The 23,431-nt window shown below is 29.7% G+C and carries 25 protein-coding genes and 1 other RNA gene; 10 read left to right on the top strand and 16 right to left on the bottom strand.

The window, feature by feature from the left end:
- Window positions 1-20: 20 nt before the first annotated feature.
- From SYNTR_RS03675 to SYNTR_RS03685, 3 genes are all read right to left on the bottom strand, one after another.
- On the bottom strand, window positions 21-779 hold the full coding sequence (locus SYNTR_RS03675) for an arginase family protein (RefSeq protein WP_156203253.1): 759 nt from the start codon (window positions 777-779) through the stop codon (window positions 21-23).
- A gap of 70 nt (window positions 780-849) precedes the next feature.
- A complete protein-coding gene (locus tag SYNTR_RS03680; protein ID WP_156203254.1) occupies window positions 850-1,479 on the bottom strand; it encodes a flavodoxin family protein in 630 nt (209 codons plus the stop codon).
- A 379-nt stretch (window positions 1,480-1,858) separates the two neighbouring features.
- Complete coding sequence (locus SYNTR_RS03685) at window positions 1,859-3,040, bottom strand: CaiB/BaiF CoA transferase family protein (RefSeq protein WP_156203255.1); 1,182 nt, start codon at window positions 3,038-3,040, stop codon at window positions 1,859-1,861.
- Between the two features lie 264 nt (window positions 3,041-3,304).
- Between SYNTR_RS03685 and SYNTR_RS03690 the strand changes: the two genes are divergently transcribed.
- Both SYNTR_RS03690 and SYNTR_RS03695 read left to right on the top strand, forming a co-directional pair.
- Window positions 3,305-3,997 (top strand): esterase/lipase family protein, encoded by a 693-nt coding sequence (locus SYNTR_RS03690; protein WP_197079177.1) that lies wholly within the window; start codon window positions 3,305-3,307, stop codon window positions 3,995-3,997.
- A 56-nt stretch (window positions 3,998-4,053) separates the two neighbouring features.
- The gene (locus SYNTR_RS03695; protein ID WP_197079178.1) at window positions 4,054-5,061 is read left to right on the top strand and encodes an aldo/keto reductase; all 1,008 of its coding nucleotides are present in this window, start codon (window positions 4,054-4,056) and stop codon (window positions 5,059-5,061) included.
- A 17-nt stretch (window positions 5,062-5,078) separates the two neighbouring features.
- Here SYNTR_RS03695 and SYNTR_RS03700 read toward each other — a convergent pair whose 3' ends face one another.
- Window positions 5,079-5,408, bottom strand: coding sequence for a YolD-like family protein (locus tag SYNTR_RS03700; RefSeq protein WP_156203258.1), 330 nt, complete (start codon window positions 5,406-5,408; stop codon window positions 5,079-5,081).
- A gap of 15 nt (window positions 5,409-5,423) precedes the next feature.
- Window positions 5,424-6,692 (bottom strand): Y-family DNA polymerase, encoded by a 1,269-nt coding sequence (locus SYNTR_RS03705; protein WP_156203259.1) that lies wholly within the window; start codon window positions 6,690-6,692, stop codon window positions 5,424-5,426.
- A 310-nt stretch (window positions 6,693-7,002) separates the two neighbouring features.
- Between SYNTR_RS03705 and SYNTR_RS03710 the strand changes: the two genes are divergently transcribed.
- From SYNTR_RS03710 to SYNTR_RS03720, 3 genes are all read left to right on the top strand, one after another.
- A complete protein-coding gene (locus SYNTR_RS03710; protein ID WP_156203260.1) occupies window positions 7,003-7,464 on the top strand; it encodes a CBO0543 family protein in 462 nt (153 codons plus the stop codon).
- A gap of 22 nt (window positions 7,465-7,486) precedes the next feature.
- Entirely contained in the window at window positions 7,487-7,882 is a 396-nt protein-coding gene (locus SYNTR_RS03715; protein ID WP_156203261.1) for a rhodanese-like domain-containing protein, read from the top strand.
- A gap of 88 nt (window positions 7,883-7,970) precedes the next feature.
- Entirely contained in the window at window positions 7,971-8,510 is a 540-nt protein-coding gene (locus SYNTR_RS03720) for a hydrolase (protein WP_156203262.1), read from the top strand.
- A gap of 106 nt (window positions 8,511-8,616) precedes the next feature.
- Here SYNTR_RS03720 and SYNTR_RS03725 read toward each other — a convergent pair whose 3' ends face one another.
- Window positions 8,617-9,441, bottom strand: coding sequence for a histone deacetylase family protein (locus tag SYNTR_RS03725; protein ID WP_197079179.1), 825 nt, complete (start codon window positions 9,439-9,441; stop codon window positions 8,617-8,619).
- Window positions 9,442-9,719: 278 nt separating this feature from the next.
- Between SYNTR_RS03725 and SYNTR_RS03730 the strand changes: the two genes are divergently transcribed.
- Window positions 9,720-11,894: an acetyl-CoA hydrolase/transferase C-terminal domain-containing protein gene (locus SYNTR_RS03730; protein ID WP_156203264.1), complete on the top strand. Its 2,175-nt coding sequence runs from the start codon at window positions 9,720-9,722 to the stop codon at window positions 11,892-11,894.
- 207 nt (window positions 11,895-12,101) lie between these two features.
- On the opposite strand, the gene SYNTR_RS03735 is transcribed toward SYNTR_RS03730, so the two are convergent.
- Window positions 12,102-13,202: an AIR synthase-related protein gene (locus SYNTR_RS03735; RefSeq protein WP_156203265.1), complete on the bottom strand. Its 1,101-nt coding sequence runs from the start codon at window positions 13,200-13,202 to the stop codon at window positions 12,102-12,104.
- Window positions 13,203-13,467: 265 nt separating this feature from the next.
- Here SYNTR_RS03735 and SYNTR_RS03740 point away from each other — a divergent pair, with 265 nt between their 5' ends.
- A complete protein-coding gene (locus tag SYNTR_RS03740; RefSeq protein ID WP_156203266.1) occupies window positions 13,468-13,632 on the top strand; it encodes a hypothetical protein in 165 nt (54 codons plus the stop codon).
- A gap of 63 nt (window positions 13,633-13,695) precedes the next feature.
- Here SYNTR_RS03740 and SYNTR_RS03745 read toward each other — a convergent pair whose 3' ends face one another.
- The 6 genes from SYNTR_RS03745 to SYNTR_RS03770 all read right to left on the bottom strand — a co-directional run bounded on the left by SYNTR_RS03745 (window position 13,696) and on the right by SYNTR_RS03770 (window position 18,211).
- The gene (locus tag SYNTR_RS03745; protein ID WP_156203267.1) at window positions 13,696-14,082 is read right to left on the bottom strand and encodes a hypothetical protein; all 387 of its coding nucleotides are present in this window, start codon (window positions 14,080-14,082) and stop codon (window positions 13,696-13,698) included.
- A gap of 123 nt (window positions 14,083-14,205) precedes the next feature.
- Window positions 14,206-14,871, bottom strand: a complete 666-nt coding sequence (locus tag SYNTR_RS03750) for an HAD family hydrolase (protein ID WP_156203268.1) — start codon at window positions 14,869-14,871, stop codon at window positions 14,206-14,208.
- A 175-nt stretch (window positions 14,872-15,046) separates the two neighbouring features.
- Window positions 15,047-15,187: a hypothetical protein gene (locus SYNTR_RS03755; RefSeq protein ID WP_156203269.1), complete on the bottom strand. Its 141-nt coding sequence runs from the start codon at window positions 15,185-15,187 to the stop codon at window positions 15,047-15,049.
- Window positions 15,188-15,241: 54 nt separating this feature from the next.
- On the bottom strand, window positions 15,242-16,144 hold the full coding sequence (locus SYNTR_RS03760; RefSeq protein ID WP_156203270.1) for a hypothetical protein: 903 nt from the start codon (window positions 16,142-16,144) through the stop codon (window positions 15,242-15,244).
- Between the two features lie 131 nt (window positions 16,145-16,275).
- Window positions 16,276-17,358: an AI-2E family transporter gene (locus SYNTR_RS03765; RefSeq protein WP_156203271.1), complete on the bottom strand. Its 1,083-nt coding sequence runs from the start codon at window positions 17,356-17,358 to the stop codon at window positions 16,276-16,278.
- Window positions 17,359-17,473: 115 nt separating this feature from the next.
- A complete protein-coding gene (locus tag SYNTR_RS03770; RefSeq protein ID WP_156203272.1) occupies window positions 17,474-18,211 on the bottom strand; it encodes a transglycosylase domain-containing protein in 738 nt (245 codons plus the stop codon).
- A 145-nt stretch (window positions 18,212-18,356) separates the two neighbouring features.
- Here SYNTR_RS03770 and ssrS point away from each other — a divergent pair.
- A non-coding RNA gene (gene ssrS / locus SYNTR_RS03775) (6S RNA) lies at window positions 18,357-18,541 on the top strand.
- Between the two features lie 58 nt (window positions 18,542-18,599).
- On the opposite strand, the gene hydG is transcribed toward ssrS, so the two are convergent.
- The 3 genes from hydG to SYNTR_RS03790 are packed head-to-tail and all read right to left on the bottom strand — an operon-like array spanning window position 18,600 to window position 21,317.
- Complete coding sequence (hydG, locus tag SYNTR_RS03780; protein WP_156203273.1) at window positions 18,600-19,976, bottom strand: [FeFe] hydrogenase H-cluster radical SAM maturase HydG; 1,377 nt, start codon at window positions 19,974-19,976, stop codon at window positions 18,600-18,602.
- 4 nt (window positions 19,977-19,980) lie between these two features.
- Window positions 19,981-21,048 (bottom strand): [FeFe] hydrogenase H-cluster radical SAM maturase HydE, encoded by a 1,068-nt coding sequence (gene hydE, locus SYNTR_RS03785; protein ID WP_156203274.1) that lies wholly within the window; start codon window positions 21,046-21,048, stop codon window positions 19,981-19,983.
- Window positions 21,049-21,053: 5 nt separating this feature from the next.
- A complete protein-coding gene (locus SYNTR_RS03790; protein ID WP_156204685.1) occupies window positions 21,054-21,317 on the bottom strand; it encodes a TM1266 family iron-only hydrogenase system putative regulator in 264 nt (87 codons plus the stop codon).
- A gap of 481 nt (window positions 21,318-21,798) precedes the next feature.
- On the opposite strand from SYNTR_RS03790, the gene SYNTR_RS03795 reads away from it, so the two are divergent.
- Together SYNTR_RS03795 and SYNTR_RS03800 are read left to right on the top strand one after the other, a co-directional pair.
- Window positions 21,799-22,569, top strand: a complete 771-nt coding sequence (locus SYNTR_RS03795; protein ID WP_156203275.1) for a hypothetical protein — start codon at window positions 21,799-21,801, stop codon at window positions 22,567-22,569.
- 122 nt (window positions 22,570-22,691) lie between these two features.
- On the top strand, window positions 22,692-23,363 hold the full coding sequence (locus tag SYNTR_RS03800) for a SurA N-terminal domain-containing protein (RefSeq protein WP_156203276.1): 672 nt from the start codon (window positions 22,692-22,694) through the stop codon (window positions 23,361-23,363).
- The last annotated feature ends 68 nt before the right edge of the window (window positions 23,364-23,431 follow it).

A 23,431-nucleotide genomic window follows, 5' to 3' on the forward strand; every position in this document is an offset into this window, starting at 1 on the left:
GTTCAGAAGGCTAAATATTATTATACTAAGTCTTCTAAACCTTCTAGAAAAGCGAGGATACTTTCTCCTAAAGGAGTAGGTGTATATCCTCCTTCTAAAACAGCAAATAACCGACCTTCGCATTGTTGCTTAGCAAAATTACCCAATATTTGTCCTAGTAATTTATAAGTGCTTGTAGGTAGCATACTGCCCCAATCATATTCGTGACGGTCAAAACCGGCTGATACTGCAAGTAAATCGCAGGTTTTATCTTTAAGATAATCTTCTAAGTTTTTAATAAATTCTTCAGGCTCTCTACCTAAAATAAAGTAATAATCTACTTCATTACTATCTATGAATTGTCTATAAGTACCATCTCCAAAATGAAGATCAAAATCAATAATTATTGCTTTTTTAATATGATTACTTTTTAATAGTTTTTGAACTGCTATTGCAATATTATTAAAATAACAAAAGCCCCAGTGAACATTAGGACTTGCGTGATGTCCAGGGGGTCTACATAATGCAAAAGCCATTTCACTCTTAATGGCATACTCAGAAGCACATATAGCGGCTCCAACTGCTAGTGATCCTACTTCATATATCTGCATATCATCCTTGACTTTATTTATATGTTGTGGTTTATGAACCAGTAGCAAATCGTTATCAGTACACGGCTTAGGGTTGATTATTTCATATTTATTTTTTAATAAATTATATGCAACATCTAGTCTACCCTTATCAGCTGCTGGATCATAGGCGTATTCTTCAAAAAATCTTTCATGAAATACAACTTTCAATGTTTAATCTCCTTTTTTAATAAATTACAATGGCTTTTATTATTACATGCAGATATTGAATGCAGATTTTTTATAAGTGATTTTCACTTAATTTTGTTTTTACTTCTTTTTTTAATTGCAATGTTTTTAAAAGTTTTTCTCCAGCTTGTTTTGCATTTTGTAATGCTTTTTCACTTTTTAAGGCTTCTCCTGCTTTATAAAGATGTAAAGTCTTAACTGTACTAACTACTCTATAACCTAAAGCTTCTAAAGGTTTTACCATTGCTTCAGCCGTAAATCCCATATCTTCTTCTTTTTCTTGTTCACTAACTGCAATTACAGCAGCATATTTTACTCCTAGAGCTTCATTTAAACCCATCCAAACCGAACGATCATCTTTGTCAAATACTTCAAAGCAATAACATCTATCTATAAAAGCTTTCATATCTGCAGTAATATTATAAAAATAGGCAGGTGAACCTAAAATGATGGCATCAGACTCTAAAATAGCTGGATATAATTTTTGCATATCATCATCTACTATACATTTATATGTATCTTTACAGGCTTCGCATCCATTACAATCTCTGATATCATAATCACCTAAGAATATTAATTCAGTTTCAATACCTTCCATAGAAAAAGGTTTTAAAGCTTCTTGCACTAAAATAGAAGTATTTCCTTTTTTCCTACGACTTCCTACAATAGCTAGTAATTTCATATTGTTTTCTCCTTTCATTCCTTACCTTTACTTAAATTCATTCCATTAGTATGTTTTATAAGTTAGTGTGAATATAACAATTATTTTCAAATTATATATCTGATTTTACTACAAAAACAATAAAGATTTATTACAAAAGCTAATTTTATTTCTTCATAATGATTAATTTGTGTTGATACCACTTTAAAACATATAGACATATTAAAGAATAAAAATAACACCTTTTACCAAAGTTAAAGGTGTTATTTTAGAAATATAATTTTAATATTAATTCCATGGTTTCACTGCGAAAAGCTAAACATTAGGTTATGGAATAGGCCGAGTAACATGTTTATCACGCCCGCTCATCGGTTTTTATCCTCATTATAATTAGATGTTTTTATATTACTTGATTTTTACGCAATTTTTCAATTTCTTCATGAGTATACCCTGCTTCTTTAAGTATTTCTTCATTATGCTCCCCTAGTTTAGGAAAAGTAAGTTGGGTTTGCCCGGGAGATTCAGATAGTTTAATTGGAATTCCGGTTAATACTAAATCTTTTCCTGAGTTTTTAAAATTAGTTATTTTCTCTATCATATTTCTAGCTACAACTTGAGGATGTGTAGACATCTCTTCAAGGTTAAGAACTGGTGTAAAACAAATATCACTATTAGAAAAATACTCTACCCATTCATCTCTAGTTTTTTCTAAGAAGATATTTTTAATATCTTCTTTAATTTCATTTTGTTTTTCTTTATTCCATTGATCTGAAATATAATCTTTTCTATCAATCATTTCGCAAAATTTCGCCCAAAATTTGTCTTCCACGGCTGCTAGACTAATAAATTTTTCATCTTTGGTTTCGTAAATATTAAAAAATGCATAGCCTCCAGTTAAAACCTCATTGCCTCTTTCTGGAAGCTTAGCCATACCTGACCATTCTCCAAGAGTATAAGTTAGGAGGCTTATAGAACAATCAAGCATAGCTATATCACAAAGTTGCCCCTTACCAGTTTTGTCTCGGTTTAATAGTGCCAAAAGAATTGCAATTACAGCATATAATGTTCCACCTGCAATATCAGCAATTTGAACACCTGACATAGCTGGTATACCTTTGTGAGTGCCCGTTGATTCAGTTATACCAGATAAACTAACGAAATTTAAATCATGACCTGCAGTATCACGCAATGGTCCGTCTAGACCATAACCAGTAATTGCGCAATAAATTATTCTTTCGTTAATTTCTTTTTGTACTTCATAACCCAGTCCCATTTTTTCCATCACACCAGGTCTAAATTGATCTAATACTACATCAGTAGTAAGCAATAGTTTTTTGAAGGTAGATTTTCCTTCCTCCTTTTTAAGATCAAGGGTTATACTTTTTTTATTGCGATTAACTGTATAGAAACGAGCACTCTCACTTTCGATAAGTGGAGGTACCTGCCTTCCTAATTCTCCTCTTTTTGGAGGTTCTACTTTTATAATTTCTGCTCCAAAATCAGCTAATATTTGAGAACAAAATGGTCCGGGTAAATATTGAGATAAATCTAATACCCTAATACCGCTTAAAGGTAGGTTCATATTTGGTATTCTCCTTTCATTTTCACAACAAAACCTAAAATTAAACAAAAAATTAAGTTAATCTATATTTATGGTTTATTATTCAAGATATGACATATTAACTGTAAGTATGTTCTTAATTTATTTACAACTAATTAGATAATGAAAAATTTGCATTATATTGTTTGTTATGAACCGTTTTACAACATGGTACAAAAAAGATTAAACTTAAATTATAATGTACAAAAAATTTTTAGGGTGGTTTATTAACATGAGGTGATAATTTTGAAAAAGAAAATATTTCCATTATTTATTATAGCTTTTATTATTACTATTATTTTTTTACACATTCCTTCAACTGAAAATAAACCAAATGATAAAAATCCAGTAGTTTTTGTGCATGGATACTTTGATACTAGGGCTAAAGTGTTTAATAAATCAAATTTTGACCCATTAATTAGCTATTTAAAAGACCAAGGTTGGTCAGAAGACGAATTATTTGTTATTCAATATTCTAATATTGTAGGATGTAACATTGATAATGCCAACGAATTAAAAGATTTTATAGATGATGTATTAGCTGAAACAGATAGTGATAAAGTTGATATAGTTGCACATAGTATGGGGGGGTTAAGTTCTCGTTATTATATTAACTACTTAGATGGTGCAGAAAATGTAGGCGCTTTAGTAACTATTGGTTCTCCACACCATGGCACTCCGACAGCTTATATGGTTAATTGGACTAAAGGGGGGGAACAAATGATTCCAGACAGTAAATTTCTACAAAAATTAAATGATCAAGATTCAACTTCTGATTTAGTATCGTATACATCAATTTACACCTATACAGATCAACTTGTTCCCTACTGGTATTCGCAAAAGGATGAATGGAATAATATAGGTGGTTGGTTTTATACACACCTACCTATGTTATACAATAGTAAAGTTCACAAACATGTCGCAAATAATCTAAGTTAAGTTATTTTTGAAGTATGGCCATAAATGAGCTTATTTAAGGTTGAGGTGAGATGTTTATGAAAAGAATAAATAGGCGCAATTTTCTAAAAATTGGGTTAGGTTCAATTGTTACTGTTGGTATGTGTGGTTGTGCTACAGAATTAGACGAAGTAAAAGAAAAAGATAAGAAAAAAACTACTGATAAAGTTAATGACAAAAAACAAGATACTAATGAGGTTAACAATAGAAAAACTGGTTTTCGTAAATTAGGTAAAACAGGTTTAGAAGTAAGCTTGTTAGGACTTGGGGGTTCAATGACTATAGCTCAGGCACATAAACAAGAAGAAGCTGTACAGATGATAAACAAAGCTATAGATAATGGTGTTAATTTTATTGATACTGCCCCAACTTATGGTGCTAGTGAAGATAATATAGGTCAAGTAATGCTTAATCGTCGGCAAGAAGTGGTACTTGCTACCAAAACAATTGATCGTAGCTATGATGGCACAATGCAATTAATCGAGCAAAGCTTAAATAGATTAAATACAGATTATATAGATATTTATCAATTACATGGCGTGCATACAGATGATGATTTAGATAAAATTAGTGCTTCTGATGGTGCTTGGCGAGCATTAAAAGAGCTAAAAGCTCAAGGAGTTATAGGTTTAACCGGTATTACCACCCATAGGGATCCACAAGTTGCTATACGGAGTATAAAAGAAATGGATTTTGATTGCCTTTTGATGTCTCTAAACCCAGCAGATATTTATTACCAACCTATGCAAAAGGAACTTATGGCAGAAGCCCTGCATCAGGATATGGGTATTATTGCTATGAAAGTAGTAGCTTATGGACGTATTTTTCGAGATAATGGCATAAGTACTATGCAACAAGCTCTTGGTTATGTGCTTAGTTTTCCTGTTCATTGTGCTATTGTAGGTGTATCTAATATAGATGAGATAATTGAAAATATTGAAATTACAGCAAACTTTACACCGTATTCTAAAGATGAACTCGAAAAGCTAGAGAAATTAGTAAAATCATATGAGCAAGAGGTTAATTTTTTCAAAACACAATGGTAGTATTAATAAAGGCTATTTTAACCAGTGATATTAACACTTTGGATACTAGTTAACTTTAGCTCTTTAATATCCCCATAATCATCAATTATACTAACAACTTCTTTTTTGTGATTCCATTTTAAAATATACCCACATATTTCATACACTGTTCCTGTAGTATTGTAGCTAATAGCAACTCTAGTATTATTACCTGCAGTTAGCAATATAACATGTTTAATTTTATTAATTTCTTCTTCAGTTTTACTATCGTTATTGTTGTTATTATAAATATTTTTTAGATTCTCTTTAAACTCTGGAATCATAAGTCTATTCCATTTTTTTGCTCCTCTATCATTAACATCATTCATAATAAACTCCCTACCCTACTTATTATGGCCACCTATCTTATTTGCTCTTTCTTTAGCAGTTGCATTTTTAAATAAAGAAACCCCTTTAAATATTGAGTGCTTCCCATACTTGTTTTTTACTTCATCTAAAGCAAATGACAAACTTAAATCACGCTGATTTTCTTCATCAAAGAGCTTGAGTTGTAGGTTATCAAAGTTTTGCAGGTTACTAACGGCTACACTTACTTTTCTTACTGGAAATCCCTGATAATATTTGCGAAATAGTGAAATACATTCTTTATATATTTGATTACTGATACAACTATAATCATTCATTGTATGTGAATGCCCAAAGCCTCCACCAATATCTTTACTATATTCAATACCAAGATAAACGGTTTTACACTGTAAAAATGATTGTCTAAGCCTTAAGCCGATTTCTTCACATAGTTCTAGAATTACTATTTCAGTATCCTCACCTCCATAATCAGACATTAATGTTATACCTGTACTAATGCTCTTTTGCTCTTCTTCAAATTCCCAATCTTGTATTACTGGGGATAAATCAACACCCCAGCTATGCCAATATAATTGCTCTCCCATTACTCCAAAACGTTCTTTAAGTTTATTTAATGGAGTTGTAGCTAATTCCCCTACTTTAAAAATTCCCATGCGATTTAAGTTTTTTTGCATTCTTTTACCAATGCCCCAGATGGCTTCTACTTTTTGCGGCCATAACTTATCTTCAACATCTTTGTACTTACATTCAGCAATCCCATTTTTTTTAGCCTCTATATCAAGAATTACTTTAGCTAGAAACTTATTAGGTCCGATTCCGATACACGAAGGTAAACCAGTTTCTTCATAAATCGTTTCTCTGATTTTTCTTGCAACTTCCCAGCGATTACCGAATAATTTTTCTGTACCATCAGTACATATCCATGATTCATCTATAGAATAAACATCAATAGCTTCATAAGGGGCAAATTTTTCTAAAATTTGAATTACTTTTGAAGCATAGTTAACATATAGTGCCATTCTACTTTCTACTATATGTATTTGCTTATTGTTTACTGGTATTTCAAAGAAGCGGCTTCCTGTTTTAATACCATAAAGTTCTTTCATTTTAGGAGAAGCAGCTAAAACAACACTACCCTTTCTGTTTTTGTTAGCTACAACTACTAAGAGAGTTTCCATAGGGTCTAAACCTCTTTCAACAGCTTCCACTGAAGCAAAAAAAGATTTCATATCTAAACAAAGTACATTCCTAATGGGCAATTTACTATAGTCAAACAACTTAATCACCTAGTATTAGTTTTAATAACATTATAGCAGAACAAGCGTTCTAGTCAATGGTGAAAGGATTATATTACATTTAATAATAAAAAAGGCAATGAAATATGCAAAATAGGCTGGAGATAAGCTATTAAAACCCCTATATCAACAAAAGTATATCTACCATGTAAAGGCTATTTCTAGTAGCAATTACTAGTTTATCTCTTTTTGTATTTGCAAAAAATAAAATTAGTTAGCTGGGTTTTTTTAAAAATACAGTTAATTTTATATATTAGCTATTGTTTTGTTTATATTAATATACTTAAAGGAGTAAGAAATTTTGTTATTAAACATTATTATAGGTTTTATTATACCTTGGATAATAGCTACTCCTCTTTTTTTGAAATTTAAAAAAAATGTTTTATTGATTGCTCCATTTGCAGCTATGATTAGTCTTTTATTTAATGTAATTGGAATTCAATTAGGATGGTGGCTAATTCAACCTTTTAAATATGAAGTAATTGCAACTATACCAATTGACTTAGGGCTCTATCCAGTTATGGCTATATATTTAACTGTTTTATTTGAAAAAATTAAAGGCAGGTACTTATTACTTGTACTACTATTTACACTTTTAACTACTTTTCTTGAATTTATAGCAGTAATATTTGATTATGTTTTATATAGTAACGGATGGAATATTGGGTATACTTTTATCTCATATCTTATACCATATTTTCTAGTTTATTTGTATTATATAAAATATGTTAAGAAATTAAGTTTTACTTACAATGAACTTTAAAATATAGAAAGGATAATTATATATGACTAAAAAATATATTACTAGTGCTATCATGTTAGTTGTTATAACTGGTTTAATATTATATATAAACAATGAAAGTCCTATTGCAGATAGAAATAAAATTTCTCCTCAAGAAGTTAAACAAAAAATAGACGAAAACTATAATATGCAAATAATTGATGTGAGAACAAAAGAAGAATATTTAACAGGACATATTCCAAATAGTATATTAATTCCTGTTGATGAATTACGTGTAAAAATACATGAAAGTGTTCCTGACAAAGAACAAAAGATAATTCTTTACTGTAGATCAGGTAATAGAAGTCAATCAGCTATGAAAATACTAATTGAACTAGGTTATAATAATGTTTATGATTTGGGTGGTATAAATGATTGGCCGTATGATATAGAAAAGTAAGAAATGTTAAAAAAGTATAAGTAAATATAAAAGGATTTCACCTTTCTTGTACAGAAGAATGATTTATTAACAAGAAAGGAAGATGACAATGCTAAAAAAAGATGAATGTGCATTTGTATTAGTTGATGTCCAAGGTAGATTAGCAAAAATTGTTCATGAAAATGAAAAAATTATTACAAACTTAATAAATTTAATTCAAGGGTTAAAAATTTTAAACATACCGATTATATGGGTGGAACAATACCCTGAAGGATTAGGGGTAACCGATGAAAAATTATCAAAATACTTAACTGATGAAAAACCGATTTTAAAAATGACTTTTAATGCATGTAAAAACGAAGAATTTATTGAAGCAGTTAAAGCTACAGGAAGGACTCAAATGCTTGTAGCTGGAATTGAAACCCATGTTTGTGTGTACCAAACAGCCTACGGTTTAAAACAAATGGGCTATGATATAGAAGTAATTTCTGATGCTGTTTCCTCTAGAACTTTAGCCAATAAAAAAATTGGATTAGAAAAAATGAAAGCAGATGGCATTAATATCACTTGTTTTGAAAGTGCTTTATTTGAATTAACGGAAACCTCTGAAGGAGAACAATTTAAGAAAATTATTGAGTTAATTAAATAATATTACCCCGACATTAGATTAGTTAATCAAGCTAAAAAAGAAAAACAATACAATTGCCGTAATTGAGGCAATTGTATTGCTAAAAATTACAAAGATTTAGTAGCTGTTATTTATTTTTCAGGCCATTAACAAAGGATAAAATATTTGGACCTAAATCACGCCCAACATACCCGCCTTCTCCAACAGCAAAAGTAGGTAAATTAAAAAAAGATATCATTTCCCCAATTTTTTGATATGCTTCAGTGGTAATACCTAAAGAAGCGAGCATGTCATTAACATGACCATCAAATCCTGCTGAAACTGCAATTTGTTCAAATTTAATATCTGAAACCGCATCTAAAGCTTGTTCAAATGTTTCTAAATATTTTTCATCACCGCATTTTCCCCTAAAAGGATAATTAAATATATTATCTTTAGAAGAGTGACCTGTACCAGGAAAAATTCCTGTACGATGCAGGGATATAAATGTAACTTGTTTATCACCTAAAAAAACATCTTCAGTTCCATTGCCATGGTGCCCATCAATATCTAAAATTAATGTTTTTAGTCCAGATTTTTTTACAGCTATTGCTATATTATTAAAATAACAAAACCCGCCTAAAAAATCTTTGCCAGCATGATGACCAGGAGGACGAGTTAAACTAAATCCTTGTATTTCTTGGGCTTTGACTGCACCACCAGCAGAAAGAGTAGCAAAATCATAAATGTTTTCATAATTAGGGCTGTCAAAATCAAAAAAATCATTATTTTTTACACTTTTAACATGCCTTGAAGTATGAACTAAATGAAGATCCTCATCACTAACTGGTTCTGGTGTTATAAAGTTAAACTTATCTTTCAAAAAATCATATGCAGCTTCTAAGCGTTCGGGACTTTCTGGATGCCCCATTGATTTATACTTCAAACATTCTTCTGAAAAAATAAAATCCATGTACACCATCCCTTTTTTAATATTTTAACAATATTTTAACATAACAATGTATACTATGCCTATTATTGGAAAACTATTTAACAATTTTTCATAATATTTAACTAATTTTTCTTTTGCAAATAATGTAGCTACTAATAAATAAACAAAATATTTGAAATATTAAAAAAATTAAGAATAATCATAGGAATTCTTATTCTTAATATTGAAACAAATTAAAGTTGAAATAAAGCATATTTCATTTACTCGTTTAAGTAACTAAAGAATAGGAGGTAGAGTAAATGATAGAAAATGCCGGTAGTGTCTATGCTGATGTGGAAAAATGTGTTGATGAAGTTATTAACCATGTTGGCAAAGAAATTACCTTTGGTATGACAATGGCACTAGGAAAACCATATCAATTTATTAATGCACTATATAGACGAGCAAAAAAAGATCCTGAAATTAAACTAAAAATAATAACTGCTCTACCCCTTGAAAAACCAAAAGTTCATAATGAACTAGAAAAAAGATTTTTAGATCCCATAGTTGATAGAGTATTTGATGGGGTTCCCGAATTTGATTATATGCTTGATTTTAGAGCTGGTAAATTACCTGCAAATGTAGAAACATTTGAATTTTTCAGTAATGCTGGTTCCTATCTAAATGATCCTAAAGCTCAGCAAAATCATATTGCTTCACATTATACTCATGCATGTCGTGATGCAATAGACTTGGGATTAAATGTTTTTGGTCAATTAATAGCTTATAAAGAGACTAATGATAAAACTATGTATTCTATGGCTTGTAATCCTGATATAGGTCTTGGTGTTACACGAAAGCTTAAACAAAAAAGAGCTAATGGTGAAAAAGTTGCTATTATAGGTGAAGCTAATAAAAATATGCCATTTATGTATGGTGATGCTGTAGTTGAAACAGATACTTATGATATTATTCTTCAAGGTTCTAAATACAATTATGAACTATTTGGTCCACCTAAAGAACCAGTTTCTTTAATAGATTATATGATTGGCATTAATGTTAGCACCTTAATAAAAGATAGTGGTACAATTCAAGTTGGGATTGGAGCGCTTAGTGATGCAATTGTTTCAGGACTAATTATGAGAAACTACCACAATAAAGTATACCAAGAAATAATAGAAAACAATGGTCTTTATACAAGATATCAAAATCTATTAGACAAATGGGGAGATATAGGGGTTTTTAAAAAAGGTCTTTATGGGTCAACAGAGATGTTTTCAGATGTTTTTATGCAAATGTATAAAAGCAAAATACTTAAGAGAAAAGTTTTTGATAGTGTTCATCTTATGAAACTGATTAATGAAGGAAAGTTAGAAGCAGATAACTTACCAGAAGATATTATAGATAAACTTATTGATATTAAAGCAATACATTCAAAGATTAATGAAGAAGACTTTAATTTTTTAAAGAAGTTTGGAATATTTAAAAAAGGGATTAAATATAAAAATGGATTAATTATTGATGGAATTAAACAATATTCATCTGATATGAATGATGAAAATGCTAGATTGGAAATTAGAAGTCTATTAGGAAAAGAACTTATAAAAGGTAAAGTATTACACAGTACATTTTTTCTTGGACCAAAATCCTTTTACCAGATTCTTAATGAAATGAGTGAAGAAGAAATACAACAATTCGGTATGTCTGGTGTGGAAAAGGTAAATCAACTGTATGGAGATGAAGAACTTAGAGCACTTCAAAGAAAAGATGGCCGATTTATTAATACAGGCATGATTGTAACACTTCATGGAGCAATAGCATCAGACCAACTTGAAGATGGTAGAATTATTAGTGGAATTGGTGGGCAGTATAATTTTGTGGCTATGGCTCACGCTTTACCTGATGCAAGAGCTATTTTAATGATTAAAAGCACTAAAGATACAGGTAAAAGTCTTAAATCAAACATAGTTTTTAATTATGGTCATTGCTCAATACCAAAACATATGAAGGATATTATTGTGACTGAATATGGAATTGCTGATTTACGCGGCCAACCAGACAAGGAAGTTATAGCTAGGATTCTAAATATTACTGATTCAAGATTTCAGGATAAACTTCTTAATAAAGCAAAAAAAGCTGGTAAAATTCCTATTGATTATGAAATACCTGACGAGTACAAAAATAATACCCCAGAAAAAATAGTTGATCTATTAAAACCATATCAAGAACAAGGTTTTTTTCAGCCCTTCCCTTTTGGTACAGATTTAACTAAAGATGAAATAGCTATTGGTAGTTCATTAAAAAAATTAAATGCACTTTTAAAAAAGGCACCATTAAAAATAGTAAAAGGTATGTTAATAGAGTTATTCAGGCCAATTCCTCAATCTGCTGAAATTTATTTAAAGCGAATGAATTTATTAACCCCTTTATCGGTTAGAGAAAAAAATATGAGAAAAATTGTTATTTTTGCATTAAGGAATAATAACCAAATTTAAAAATTAAAAAAAGTAACTAAAAAACTGTGAGTGGCGTGATAAACATGTTTATGTTTGCTTAGCCGATTCCATATCTAAGTTTAGCTTTTCGCAGTGAAACCAACTTTTACTAATAAAAATAATAAAGGAGAACCCTTATAATAGGGGCTCCCCATGGCCATAAGCATTAATTTACACGAACAACTCTTGTTTACGCTAGCAAAAACATTATCTTAAATCATCTAAAACTTCTTGAGATGGATGGTTTGAAATAACAGCAACGTGTTGTCCATTATACTCAAAAATAGTTTGATTATCATCAGTTATTTCGCCTATTAAGGCAGCTTTACCATTATTTGAATGAACTGCATCTAAAACTTCTTGTACATGTTCTGGCGCAACTTGAACTATCATTCTAGCTTGGGTTTCACAAATTAAAATTTCTTCAGGTGTTATATCTTTAACTCTTACAGGAACCTTAGATAAGTCAACCTTTGCACCTAGGCCGCCAAATCTTGCTGATTCACATACTGCAGCCCCTATTCCTGCTGCTCCTAAATCAGAGCATGCTTTAATCTTACCAGTTTCAAATGCAGCAAGTGTTGCATCCATAGTAAGCTTTTCTTCTTGGAAAAGTGCAATAGCAGGTTGCAGATTAGAAACTAGTCCTGCTCTATATAGAGTATCATTACCATCATTACCTGTTTCTCCTATTACTATTATTTGATCTCCTGCTTCCTTAGCTGGTTTAGTAAGTGGTTTTTCAGTAACCTGTTGACCAATTACTGATACTACTACTGCAGGAACTATATCACTAAAAGAGGTTGAAAAGCCACCTCCGGCTACAAAAACTTCCATGGTTTCACACATATCACGAATCCCTTTAAGTATTAAGTTAATTCTATCTTGACTAGTAAGTATTTCACAGTTTCCACATATACATTTACCTTCAAAGCCACAAGGACCAACTATTACTTTTTCTTCTAGTGGACGTGTTCCAATAAAATCAAGGATAAAAATCGGTCTAGCACCCATAGCAACTACATCTCTCATTGCTCCGCCAGCGGCAGTAGCTGCTCCATCATAAGGTCTTGGAACACATGGTGAACAGTGACTTTCCATTTTTGCTGCAATTAGTCCTTGGCTATTAGGAATTTTTACAACTGCTGCATCATCATTTGCATCTGGTCCCACCAACAAAGCTCCAGGCCAAGTACTATCAATTTTTTCATTAACTTTTTTAAATGCACCAAAATCTATAGCTTTATCAGTATTGTGATGTAAATGAACGAATAAGGCGTGAGTTAATGCTTTTTCTACTTTATTCATTGTTTTTCCTCCTTCAGTCTTTATCTTATTAACCCCTAAAGGTTATATTAATCTTTATTTGCTATTCTATATTCTACCATAATTTAATGTGTATTAACTAATCTAGTCGACAATTATTTTAATGTAGAGGAGCCTAGTAGCAATAATTTTTTATCCAACAACTGGTAACAGAATAGACATAATTAAAGACTTTCTAGATGAAAAAGGAAAAATAGCTTCAAGTGCTGCTGCCTGTAGTTTTAACTCTTTTGATACTTCTCATGTTTTGCGTGCAATGGGAATAAAAGATGAATATGCACATAGTTCTCTTAGATTATCTTTAGGAAAAGATAATACTACTGAAGATATAGATAAATTATTGATGGTACTTCCAGATATAATTGAAACACAGAGATTAATGTCAAGAATAAAAAAAATAAAAACTTTCTAATACAATAAAAAGGAAGCAAAAGAACCGTCCCTATGCTTCCTTTTATATGAAGTTTTTAAGTTTTTACTCCTCTGGAACTACTTTCTTTTTTTTACGTACGATAGACTTTAATGACATTACTACATGATACTTTCCGGGTTTAAGTCTAAATGGTTTACTTACAAAGTCAAAAGTTGGATAGCCATTTGTTGTTCTGATACGTACGTATATTAATTGATTCCATGGTGTTCTATTATTTTGGCGTACATCCCTAGGAAGATAAAATGAAACTCTCTTATTAACTGGTCTTTTCCACTCTGTAAAACGACCATCAGTTTCTTGACCGGCAATAGCTCCCTTGTATAGAGCTGCTTCCCACCTATCAGTTGTACCAAATCTATTTTGCATAATATTAGAAAATCTAACAGTTATTAGAGCACGGTGTGGATTTTTACTATAATTTCTAGCCATTTTAATCACCTCCTTCTTAGCATAGTATGAAGAAGGAAGGTTTTTGGTTACATTTAGAAGTATATTTATTTATAACCAAAAAAAACAATTATACGTAATTTATAATATACTAAAAATTTATAACTAAGCTCCTATAGTTCGCCAATTGTGTTTTTGTCCATAAGTTCGAAGATCTTCATCAGGATTTACAATAACAGGTTGACCTACTATTTTCATAACTGGAAGATCAGAATAACTATCTGCATAGGATCTGCTTGATTGCCAATCTATATTATGATTTAGAAACAATTTTTTTAGTAAAACTAATTTACTCTCTCCATTAATAAATGGCACATCCCTTTCATGGTCGAAAACATCATTATTGTAGGTAATCTCTACTGCTATAACAGAATCTATTTTTAAATCCTTAGCTACAAGATTTAATAGATCAGCATAAGCTCCTGAAAGAAGTACACAATGATATCCTTCATTTTGAGCTAGTTTTATTTCTTCTACAACATTTGGATTAAATAATTTACGCATATGAGGATAGGCCTTACTAAAAAAAGTTTTTATTTCCTTTTTAGTCATACCCTTAAACAATTGATCAAATCTTTTTAGTGCACTAATTTTCATTTTATCCCTATCTAATACACCTAGCTTATAAAGGATTACATAGGGAATTATAGATAAAAAGATTTTAATATATCTTGTTTTGGATCTATTTTGGCGAAGCCATTCTTTACCAAGACAAGGAAGGGTATCTTTTGTAAACAAAGTTCCATCAAAATCGAAAATCGCTAATTTCATTTATACCTCCGCTAATACTTTTTTAGTATTATTAACAATTTTAACATTATTATTTAAATTATTTTTGATCTAAATAAAATCCAAGATTAATTCTCCTGCAAAAAGTAAATACAAATAACTTAAGGCGGAGTTAACCATCATAGATAATTTCTTAATAATTATATACTTTTTTTTATTACATCTCTGTCTTAATTTGTTTTATTATTTCATCTGCTGTTTCAGGGTCTACATGTTCATTTAAAACATCTGAAACATGCATAACAAATTCAATAGATGTTTTTCCAGCATCAATTACGTCTTGAGATGTTATTGCCAAAGTACCTCCTGTTCCAATTAACAAACCTATTATTAAACCTAGTAAAATTTTATTTTAATCACCTACCCTATTAGCATTTATTAAACAAGGCTCTTCGTTACAAATAAGAAGGTCGGTTGATTCCTCAGTGATTTTCCACTGTTCACCTCTCCTAACTGTTTGTATATGAAGTTTACGGCTTATTATATTATTGGATTCTTTAAATTTTAGCCTTAAATCAACAACAAAAAAATTTTCTTCACCTTCTTTTATTGTATTAACCTTAACTGAGTCTAATGGTTCAATATCTTTTAGGAAATGATATCGTTGTTCCTTTTCATCTAATAGTTTTTTAAACATAAATTCATCTTTTTGATCTATTGCAGTAAAGAAAAGTAATACAGTTTCTTTAGCAGTTAATGTTTTTAGCTGTTTATCAACTATACCAGCTGCTTTCCAAATCATCATTTGATGTGCTAAATCAACTTTTCTACTTCCATGGGTTTTACTGTCTTTAAAATGTATGCAAAAATGCCCGTTGAAATTATTATCACTAATACTTCCACCACCATGAGGCATACCATTCATTGAACCAGCTAGAAGTCTACCATCATATAATTCAACAACTACTGCCCTTCTTTTCCAGCTCCATTGATTATTATATATTTTCTTCATTATTTTAGTATCTTTTGCTGTAAGTGGTTGAACATCTACATGATAAGTTCCACCTCTACGTTGAACTGCAAAGCTAAGATTAGTTTCTATATCAGTAACTTTAGCATACGAATATTTTGGAAATAATGGGTTTACCTCATTCCAAGCCAACCATTCACCTATTAATTCTTTTTCAGGTACAGTTTCAGGAGTTTTAGGTTGTTCTGGATTAATTAAATTAAATTTATTAATTATAATAGCAGTTAATATCACAATAATAATTAATAATAAAAAATACCAGTATTTTCTAATAGTAATGACCAAATAAACCTCTCCTTTCCTAGTTTCTATATATGACCGAGAGATTTATTTTAGTCTAAATTATTAAAATAAAAGAAAGTACTGATTTTAATTTATCAGTACTTTCTTAAATCTTTTTAATTAAAATTTTAAAATTATCCTGTTTCGCTTTTTAATCCTTCTATTGTTTTAATTACTATATTAGTTAATACTGGAGCTACAACTAAACCGACTATTCCACCTAGTATAAAACCACCATATAATGCAATTAAGGTGATAAAGGGATTTAGTCCTATTAAGTCACCAAATATCTTTGGTTCTAAATATCTTCTAGCTATCATCATAACTATATAAAATAATAAAATAATAAACGCATTAATAGGATTGCCAGTTAAAAAAAGAATTCCTGACCAAGGTAATAATAATAATGCTGGACCTATAACAGGGATAATATCTAATATTCCTACAATTATTGCTAACAGTAAAGCGAATTCAATGTTTAGTAGCTTGAAAACTATATATGCTGATGTAGCTGTTAATAGTACCAAAAATAAATATACTTTTATAAAGGTTAATGTGGAAGTTGCTGCTAAAGTAATAGTATCTGTAACTTTACCCATATTCTTTTTTGCAAAGTAATTGGTAATTTTATCACGCATTTTTTCATAATCAACAAGTATAAAGAAGGCTGCTATTATTGAAATAATCAAAAACAAAAAGAAACCTGGTACATTACCTGCAATTTTAAAAGAATAGTTTAAGACTGAATCAGTGAAGGCTTGTAAATCTGCAAATATTCTAGTAATAGTTGCTTCATTTAATTGAATACCACCTGGTAATACTAACTCGTTATATTTTAATTGATCTAAAATATCATATAATGTTGCCATAGATAAATCTGAATATTGATTTAAATTATTATATAGCTTCATTATTTCTCTATATAATATGTTTAGTAAAACAGTAAAGAAAAAAGTAACTGCAATTACAAAAGACAATAATAAAATGAAAGCAGAAAAACTCCGCCTTAATTTAGTTTTTCTTTCTAAGAATAATTGTGTTGGACGTATAATATTAACTATAAAAATAGCAAGTAGAAATGGGAATAGAATAATAAAAGTAATTGAAGTTATTTCTTTTAGAATAGGAAGTACATAGCTATAACCAATTACTACCGATACTAATACTACTAAAACTGTTAACGAAATTATTAATTTTTCATTCCAATTAGTGTTCATATTCAACTTTCCTTATTTATTATTGAATTAAATTAGAGTATATCAAATAAATAATGTATAAAGAAAGTAAAAATAATGGAATTTCCAAGGTTTATTCATTTTAATATAAGAAGTGTTAATAATTTAAGATAGCTTCTTCTGCCTCCTTTTCAGTTATAAATTCTAATTCAACCATTCTGTTTAAAACTATTTTTTGTCGATTGATTGCTGAAGTCCAGTTTTTATTAGGTGCATAAATAGATGGTGCTTGTACTAAGCCAGCTAATAAAGCTGACTCACCTAGGGTTAAATCTTCAACATTTTTATAAAAATAGTTTTTAGCTGCCTGACTAATTCCCCAATTACCATTACCAAAATATATTTGATTTAAGTACATTTCTAAAATTTTTTCTTTACTAAATCGTTGCTCGAGCTGTTTTGCTATACTTACTTCTGCTATTTTTCTTTCTAATGTTTGATCATGTCCTAAAAATAAATTTCTAGCAAGTTGTTGAGTAATAGTACTTCCCCCCTGGGCAAGTTCTTTAAAATAAATATTAACTGCAATTGCTCTAATAACGCCTTTTACATCAACACCGCGATGCTGAAAAAATCTATTGTCTTCGATAGCAATAAACGCGTTAATTAAATCTTGTGGAATATCATGTAGTTCAACGTACTTGATATTACGTTCAGTATATCCTAATACTAAGCTGTCACCTACTTTTTCTATTTTAATATTTTCTAGATATAAAGGTTCAGGATTATCCCAATCAATAGCAAAAAAGACTCCACTACTAAAACTATAGCTAACTAAAGCTATAATAATAACCATGGCTATTATTAGATAAACTAATTTTCTAATAAAACGCATATAAACACCTCAATATCTAACATCAAGACAAAAAATTCTTTCCACATTTTAAGTTAGTTATAATTTGCTATTAATAATATACCAATAAGTTACTATTGAATATATTAAATCAATCATTATATAATATATTTACTAAAACAAAGCGAAAAACCTGCAATGTTGGTGAATTCATTTATTTTTAAACCACATATATAATTAGGGAGTTAAGGTCTAATAGTGGAAGTCAGGCCACAACAATTAGTGGAAGGCAGAACCTAATAGCCAACACCCACTTGAGTGAGGAGTGGGTTTTTAAAATAGATTTGATAAACACGGCAAAGCGGGTATAAATTTTATAGTAAAGCTTATAGAGCGGTATAGTTATAAAACTCTACCGCTCTTTTTTGTTCTATATATATAGATCTCTTTCTCCTTGTTTTAATCTTTCGATATTATTAAATATTAAATTTTTAAGATTATTCTTTTCAATTTTATTTACTTCAGATATTACAGTTTTTTGAACTTTATCGTACAAATCTTTATCACCATAATCTAATGCAAATTCCATAAGAGTCATAAGGGCATTAGGTGTACATACATTATGAATCTGTCCTGATTTGGCTAATTTCATAAATGTATCCCCAGTTCTTCCTTTTCGATAACAAGCAGTACAATAACTTGGAATAAAATTATCATCAACTAGTTCTTTTAATACTTCTAATGGACTACGATCATCTTCAATAGAAAATTGAGCAGCATCTTTACCATCTTCTTTTTCTCGGTATCCTCCTACACCTGTACATGAACCAGCACTTATTTGTGAAACTCCATAATTCATTAGTTCTTTTCTCATTTCTTTGCTTTCTCGAGTAGAAAGTATAATTCCAGTATATGGTACTGCTAATCTGATTATTGCTACTATTTTTTTAAATTCGTCATCTGATAAAATATTAGAAAACATATTTAAATCCATTCCCTCAGCTTTTTTAAGCCTCGGAACAGATATAGTGTGAAACCCTACTCCAAAATTATTTTCTAAATGCTCATTATGGAGCATTAAACCCATTACTTCAAATTTATAATCAGCTAAGCCAAAAAGCACACCACCACCAACATCATCTAATCCAGCTTCCATAGCTCTATCAAATGCTGTTAAGTGATATTCATAATTTCCTTTTAGGCTTTTGGGGTGTGTTGATTCATAAGTCGGTTGGTGATAGGTCTCTTGGAATAAGATATAAGTTCCTATATTTGCATCATAAAGTTTTTTATAGTTATCTACAGTTGTAGCAGCTATATTTACATTAATCCTTCTAATTTCACCATTTTGATTGGTTGTTTCATATATAGCATCTATAGCATCAATTATATATTCTATCGGACAATTAACTGGGTCTTCTCCTACTTCCAATGCTAATCTCTTATGCCCCATTTTTTCTAACAATTTAACTTCCTCTTGTATTTCTTCTCTAGAAAGCTTTCTTCTATTTATATGGTTATCTCTTTTATAACCACAATAAGTACAATTATTAACACAATAATTACTAATATATAGAGGAGCAAATACAACAACTCTGTTACCATAAATAGAGTCTTTAACTTGTCCTGCTAGCTTAAAAAGTTCTTTTAATTGTGATGGTTCTTTTATTTGTAATAAAATTGCAATATCTTTATGGGATAATCCCTTAACTGCTTTTGCCTTATTTAAAACACTTTGTATTTCGTCATTAGTTGCTTTGTTTGCATTTTCTAATAAATTATAGATATAATCATGATTTATAAACATATAACTACCTTCCCTTCCAACTTATATGGTCTCCTCGTGACATATCAATAGTAAAACCAGCCTTATTTATCTTATCTTCTATACAAGTTCTACATTTAGCAGCTTCATCTCCAGTGCAAATTTTGCCATCATAAAGAGCATATTTATCTCTAACAACAGTTGGAGATAAGTTTGGCATAACTACATTAGCTCCGGCTTGTAGCCCTTTTTCTCTTCCTAAAGGGTCAATACTACCAAGAGCAGTTGTTGCTGGTAAAAGAACTTTGGGTAAAAATAGTCTTATTATGGCCAACATTATTATAGTTTTATCTATTGTTCCAGAATTATTGTTTCTTAATGATGTGTCTTTATGTGGAATAAAAGGACCTATGCCAACCATGTGTGGCTGAAGCTCTTTTATGAACATTACATCTTTAACTAAATCTTCATTAGATTGTCCTGGTAACCCAATCATAAAACCTGCTCCTACTTGAAAGCCTATTTTCTTCAGATTCCATAAACATTTAATTCTACTTTCAAAACTTGAGTTCTTATGAAATTTATCATATAGTTCTTTCGAAGCTGTTTCATGTCTTAAAAGATATCTGTCCGCACCTGCATCAAAAAAATTTTTATAAGAATCATACGATTTTTCACCAATAGATAGAGTTATAGCTGAATCACTGTAATTTTTTTTAATTGTTTGTATTATTTCAACAATTTTATCATCTGTATAATAACTATCTTCTCCACCTTGGAGGACAAACGTTTTAAAACCTAACTTATTCCCTTCTTCACAACAGGATAATATTTGATCTAAACTCAATCTATATCTATCAATATTTTTGTTTTGAGCTCTAATACCACAGTATTCGCAACTTTTTTTGCAATAATTAGTAAACTCTATTAACCCTCTCATGAAAATCTTATTTCCATAAATATTTATTTTTGTTTTATTAGATTTTTCTATAATATCTTGTTTTATTTCAGTATTAATATTATTAAGCAAATATAATAACTCTTTTGAGTCAAGATTGTTTTGATAGTAGAGCTTATTAGTAATTTGTTTTAATGTCTTAATTTTAGATGACATTCTTATCAGTCCTTGTCTTTTATATCTTTTTTTGAGATAGAAGTTTTAACTTGAACATTTGGTATATTTCCTAGTTTTCCTGTTAGACTATTTATTTCATCTATTTCCCCAATAACAGTAATAGTTACTACTGAAATTCCCTCTTCTTCAAAAGGTATTCCCATTCGACCTCTAATGATTCCCTTAAAGTTAGCTATAACTTTATTAAATTGTTCTTGACTCATTAATGGTTCATCTAAAATAGCACTAATAACAGCAATTTTTTTCAACACAATCAACCTTTCGTATTTTTAATAACTAAATAAAAAAACCCTCCTTTCGTGAAAGGAAGGTATAATCGCAAAGAATTATTACATAAAAAGCTTACTTTAACAAATAAACTTTTTACAAAAAATTTATTGTAACTTCCTTTCAGATTAGATAAAATTCTTTTCTGTTAGGCAATTTCTTAATTAGTACAGATAATTAAAGAATATCTCTAAATATCTGAGCTATAATTATTTTAATATTAGCACTAATCATAAATTTTGCATAGGCTTAATGATATGGAAAATTAATAACATATTTGAATAGAATACTGCATTTTGTATATTTTATAAAAATAAAGGACATCTTTGGTAAAGATTGAAGTATAAATAAAGTATAATGTTAAGATTACGTTAAGGTAATATTTAGAAATTATTAAAATATTTATTAAACTAATAAACTAAGCTAATTTTTTATCTTAAACTTTTAGGGAGGACGAACAAATTGTTATACACAATATCGAAGTTACTAACTGTAGGTTTATTACGCTCCCATATAATTTATTTACCACTAGCCTATTTTGCAACTATATTACCTATTAGTGCAGCTTTTGTTATAGCATATGGACTATTACCTGCACTTATTGGGGGAGCCATTTATATTGTATCTACTTTTGCATTTATAACTTTTATAATTCATTTATGCTCATTTTTCTTTATAGACCTACAGTTAGCCGCTATTTTAGCTATACTGATACTTGGAGCCCTTTTTCTTACATGGTCAGGTGCGTCTTTTAGAATTAACTATGAGGCAGAATTTAAAAGAATACATTTACATTATATATCACGTGCAGCAATAACTTTTCTGTTATTTTGGCTTTCTAATAAAGTTTTTGATTTTGAGATTACTTCTAAAACAAGGTTCTTAGAACTTAGATTAAAAAATTATAATGTAGCAGCTACAAATAAAGAAGGCAAACAAAAAATGGCTAAGGAATTTTATACCGACTTAATACGTTTAACGGAATTAATAGGAAATGATGTTATAATATATGGCTTTTCAGCAGGATCATTTGAAAAGATATTAATAGAAGCTGGATTAGATAAATCACAAATAACAGTATATAAAGCTGCTATACCTTCTCATCATTCGCTTATATATGGTAAATTTGAAAGAAATTTTTATATACATATTTTTGATCTTAGAAATGTAAATACAGTTAACGATTCTAGTAAACGCAATAATAATATTAGTCCACTAAGACCTATTAAATAAAATATTGCGTTGCATACCAAAAAGTGTCGATTTATCTAAGGTTAAAACGTTTGACAGCATAGAATATGGATGTTAATATTCACTTGAATTAGATTATTCATAAGTTAGAAAGGAGAACAAAAATGCTTAGAAAAAAAGCGGGAATTTTAATTTTAATTTTTATTTTTATGCTTGTAATAGTTGGTTGTGATACGACTTCAGATGAGCCTGAAAATCAAAAAGTAGCAATCGTTAATGGAGAGCCAATTCTACAGACTGAACTTAATGAAATGATAGACGAAGTTAAAGGCTATTATATGCAACAAGGAATGGATTTAGATGCACAAGAAAACAATGAAGTATTAGAACAACTAAAACATCAAGTACTACAGGAAATGATTCAAGAAAAAATAATTCTAGAAGAAGTACAAAAAAAGAATTTAACTGTTGACAATGAGTTTATAAAGACAAATATAGACCAACTCAAAAACCAATTAGGTGTTGAAAGTGATGAAGAATTCAATCAACAACTAGATGCTCATGGTACTGATAGAGAAGAAATAGAAAAACAGTTAGAAACTCAATATTTAGTTGATAAATATTATGACCTAAATATCGAACAGCCTCAAGTTTCCGATGAAGAAGTTAAACAAGTATATAATATGTTAAAAGAAGAGCATGGAGATGAAGTAGGCACCTTAGAAGAAGAAACTTCTCATATTAAAAGCATGATTCAACAACAAGAATTCGAACAACAAAAACAAGTGTTTATGCAAGAATTAATGGAAGAGAATGAAGTAGAAATTCTTCTGTAGCTATAAAAACTACTAATTACATGAAAATAACTAAATGAGCCCCTTAATAGTGGGGCTCATTTAGTTTG

Source organism: Candidatus Syntrophocurvum alkaliphilum (genome assembly GCF_009734445.1).
Taxonomy (GTDB): Bacteria; Bacillota; Syntrophomonadia; order Syntrophomonadales; family Syntrophomonadaceae; genus Syntrophocurvum; species Syntrophocurvum alkaliphilum.

What these genes read in the sequence shown, in the direction of transcription:
- SYNTR_RS03680 (WP_156203254.1), bottom strand. Translation starts at nt 1,479, where the DNA reads ATGAAATTACTAGCTATTGTAGGAAGTCGTAGGAAAAAAGGAAATACT.
- SYNTR_RS03685 (WP_156203255.1), bottom strand. Translation starts at nt 3,040, where the DNA reads ATGAACCTACCTTTAAGCGGTATTAGGGTATTAGATTTATCTCAATAT.
- SYNTR_RS03695 (WP_197079178.1), top strand. Translation starts at nt 4,054, where the DNA reads ATGAAAAGAATAAATAGGCGCAATTTTCTAAAAATTGGGTTAGGTTCA.
- SYNTR_RS03700 (WP_156203258.1), bottom strand. Translation starts at nt 5,408, where the DNA reads ATGAATGATGTTAATGATAGAGGAGCAAAAAAATGGAATAGACTTATG.
- SYNTR_RS03715 (WP_156203261.1), top strand. Translation starts at nt 7,487, where the DNA reads ATGACTAAAAAATATATTACTAGTGCTATCATGTTAGTTGTTATAACT.
- SYNTR_RS03720 (WP_156203262.1), top strand. Translation starts at nt 7,971, where the DNA reads ATGCTAAAAAAAGATGAATGTGCATTTGTATTAGTTGATGTCCAAGGT.
- SYNTR_RS03725 (WP_197079179.1), bottom strand. Translation starts at nt 9,441, where the DNA reads ATGGATTTTATTTTTTCAGAAGAATGTTTGAAGTATAAATCAATGGGG.
- SYNTR_RS03730 (WP_156203264.1), top strand. Translation starts at nt 9,720, where the DNA reads ATGATAGAAAATGCCGGTAGTGTCTATGCTGATGTGGAAAAATGTGTT.
- SYNTR_RS03735 (WP_156203265.1), bottom strand. Translation starts at nt 13,202, where the DNA reads ATGAATAAAGTAGAAAAAGCATTAACTCACGCCTTATTCGTTCATTTA.
- SYNTR_RS03745 (WP_156203267.1), bottom strand. Translation starts at nt 14,082, where the DNA reads ATGGCTAGAAATTATAGTAAAAATCCACACCGTGCTCTAATAACTGTT.
- SYNTR_RS03750 (WP_156203268.1), bottom strand. Translation starts at nt 14,871, where the DNA reads ATGAAATTAGCGATTTTCGATTTTGATGGAACTTTGTTTACAAAAGAT.
- SYNTR_RS03765 (WP_156203271.1), bottom strand. Translation starts at nt 17,358, where the DNA reads ATGAACACTAATTGGAATGAAAAATTAATAATTTCGTTAACAGTTTTA.
- SYNTR_RS03770 (WP_156203272.1), bottom strand. Translation starts at nt 18,211, where the DNA reads ATGCGTTTTATTAGAAAATTAGTTTATCTAATAATAGCCATGGTTATT.
- hydG (WP_156203273.1), bottom strand. Translation starts at nt 19,976, where the DNA reads ATGTTTATAAATCATGATTATATCTATAATTTATTAGAAAATGCAAAC.
- hydE (WP_156203274.1), bottom strand. Translation starts at nt 21,048, where the DNA reads ATGTCATCTAAAATTAAGACATTAAAACAAATTACTAATAAGCTCTAC.
- SYNTR_RS03800 (WP_156203276.1), top strand. Translation starts at nt 22,692, where the DNA reads ATGCTTAGAAAAAAAGCGGGAATTTTAATTTTAATTTTTATTTTTATG.